This is a genomic window from Kitasatospora sp. MY 5-36 (genome assembly GCF_001182915.1).
In the GTDB taxonomy this organism is placed as follows: domain Bacteria; phylum Actinomycetota; class Actinomycetes; order Streptomycetales; family Streptomycetaceae; genus Kitasatospora.
On sequence record NZ_LFVW01000978.1, the window covers coordinates 1 to 2,743 of the forward strand.

2 protein-coding genes and 1 pseudogene are annotated in these 2,743 nt (G+C 76.9%); all 3 read left to right on the forward strand.

The genetic code is table 11. From position 1 onward, the window contains the following. Positions 1 to 208 (forward strand): annotated as a pseudogene (locus tag AE652_RS48780) (hypothetical protein); the annotation flags it as partial. Next, positions 205 to 1,299 (forward strand): hypothetical protein, encoded by a 1,095-nt coding sequence (locus AE652_RS43320; protein WP_053112548.1) that lies wholly within the window; start codon positions 205 to 207, stop codon positions 1,297 to 1,299. The pseudogene AE652_RS48780 and the gene AE652_RS43320, both read left to right, overlap by 4 nt. 424 nt (positions 1,300 to 1,723) lie before the next feature. Further along, positions 1,724 to 2,743, forward strand: a 1,020-nt coding sequence (locus AE652_RS39090; RefSeq protein ID WP_159028699.1) for a protein kinase, incomplete at its 3' end; no start/stop codon positions are given.

A 2,743-nucleotide genomic window follows, 5' to 3' on the forward strand; every position in this document is an offset into this window, starting at 1 on the left:
CGGCGAGGCGGCGACCCGGGGCGGCGGGGTGACGGGCGGCGCCGGAGCCGGAACGGCCGAGGGAACGGTGGACGGAACGGCGGACACGGCGGCGGCCGGAGTGGGCGCGGGCGAGGCCGCCGGGCGACCCGCGGGGAAAGCCGCGAAAAAAAGTTCTCCGCAGGGTGTGACAGAACGCCGGGCCGCGACGCTGAAGGACATGAGATGAGCACCAACCGATCCCGTCGGATCGACCGTGATGCCGCCGAGCAGCTGCTCGGTGGTGCCGTGGGCGGCCCGTCGGCCGGGCAGGACGCCTCGCTCACCGGACCGGACGGCGGTCCCGGGCAGCTCGCCCGGGTGCTCGCCGCGGCCGCCGCCCCCGCGACGGCCGGCGAACTGGCCGGGGAGGAGGCCGCCCTGGCCGCGTTCCGGGAGGCGAGTCTCACGCCCGACCCGACAGTGACCCCCGTCCGGAGACGATCGATGGCAACCGCCGCGCTGGCCAGGGCCTTCAGCACGAAGGCCACCGCCGTCGTGCTCGGCGCCACCGCGCTGTGCGGTGTCGCCGTCGCCGCCGGCACCGGCAACCTGCCGTCCGCCCTGGGCGGTGGCCCGTCCGCGCCGGAGCACACGCTCGCCGGCCAGGACGCGGCCACCGGTCCCGCGGCGGGCTCGCCCGCTGCCGGACCGTCCGCGGGTGCGGCCCCGTACGGTGCCGTGGCGTCCGGCTCCGCCCGTCCGTCCGGCAGTGCCTCCGCCGGACCGCAGGCGGTCGTCCCGTCCGACCCCGCGACGCCCGGCACCCCCTCCGCCGAGAGGCGCGGCGGCCGTTCGGCCGTCCCGCCCGCACTGCTCGGCCTCTGCACCGGCTTCACCGACCGTACGGCCAAGGGCGACCGCCCGGCCCGGCTGGTCGGCGATCCGCTGTACGGCCCGCTGGTCACGGCGGCCGGCGGCGCGGACCGGGTGGCGGACTACTGCGAGGCCGCGCTCGACGACGAGGACGGCGACCACCAGGGCGCCGGCACCCCGACGGGCGACCCCGGCCGCGGCGGCACCGGCAAGGGGAACGGCAGCGCCAACAGCGGCGGCAACGGCAACGCCAACAGCGGTGGCAACGGAGGCAATGCCGACGGCAACGCCAATGGCAATGCCAACGGAGGCCGTGGCAACGCCACCAGCGGCGGCAACGGCGAGGACGGCGGCGGCAGCGGGACCAGACCGGGCAAGCCCGGCGTGACCGTGCCCCCACCGGGCGCCGTCCCCCCGTCGGACGTCCGCCCGAGCAGGTCCGCCCGGCCCGGGAACGAGCAGTAGGCCGGGAGGCACCCCCCAGGACTCCGGGTGGGCGGCGAGCGACTCCCCCCGGGCTCGCCGCCCACCCGGAACAGCACCACCCGCACCACCCGAAGTACCGCACCACCCGCAGGAAGCAGTACCACCCGAAGACCCCGGGTGGCCGGTCGGCTCCCCCGTGCCAACCGGCCACCCGGCCGGCTCCGGCCGGACCGGTAGGCGCACCCCGGACGCGCCTCCGGCCCGGCCGGCCCGGAAACGTGCGGCCCGCCCTCCCGCAGTCAGGGCGGGCCGCACCCCCGTGCCGGCGGCCGGGGGACCGCTGCCCGGTCCCCCGACCGCCACCCTCCGCCCCCGGCGGACCCGCTCGGCGGTGCGGCTATCGTGCACGGGTGCACGAGGCGGCCCGGGACCCCGGGGCCAGGGCACGTGAGGGGAGCTCCAGGTGATCGGACGGGCGCTGAACGGGCGTTACGAACTCGTCGGGATACTCGGCGTCGGCGGCATGGCGACCGTCTGGCGCGGGGTGGACCGGGTGCTGGGCCGTCAGGTGGCCGTCAAGGTCCTCAACGGAGGCCTCGCCGACGACCCCCGCTTCGCCGAGCGCTTCAGCCGCGAGGCCCAGCACGCGGCCATGCTGGTGCACCCGAGGATCGTCATGGTCTTCGACTCGGGCGTGGACCAGGGCACCCCGTTCATCGTCATGGAGCTGGTCACCGGCCGTTCGCTGGCCGCCCTGCTGGCGGAGCAGCAGGTCCTGCCGGTGGAGCGCGCGGTCGGCATCGCGGCGGCGGTCTGCGAGGCGCTGTCGGTCGCGCACGCGGCCGGGCTGGTGCACCGGGACATCAAGCCCGGGAACATCATGATCACCGACGACGGCGGGGTGAAGGTCGTCGACTTCGGCATCGCCCGGGCCGGCTCCTCCAGCAACCTGACCCAGACCGCGAGCGTGCTCGGCACGGCCGCCTACCTCTCGCCCGAGCAGGCCACCGCCTCGGCGCTGGACGGCCGGACCGACCTGTACGCGGTCGGCTGCGTGCTCACCGAGATGCTCACCGGCGCGACCCCGTTCACCGCCGAGACCCCGGTGGCGATCGCCTTCAAGCACGTCAGCGAGCAGCCGCTGCCGCCCTCCGTCCGGCGCCCCGGCCTGCCGCCCGCGCTGGACGGGGCAGTGCTGCGGCTGCTGGCCAAGAACCCGGCGGACCGCCCGGCCGACGCGGCCGCCGCCCGGGCCGAACTCCTCGGCACGGTACCGGGACTGATGGTCGGGGACCCGACGGCGGAACTGCTCGCGAACACCGCCGGCGCCGCCACCCAGCTGCTGCCGCCCGTGCCCTTCTCCCCGCCGTCGAACCAGCCGTACCAGCCGAACCAGCTGAGTCAGCCGAACCAGCTGGGCCAGCCGGACCAGCAGCACACCACCCTGCTGCCGCCCCGGGCCGGGCGGGCGGCGAGCCGCATG

Bases quoted from the DNA above. Each gene is read 5' to 3' on its own strand.
- AE652_RS43320 (WP_053112548.1), top strand. From the start codon at position 205: ATGAGCACCAACCGATCCCGTCGGATCGACCGTGATGCCGCCGAGCAG.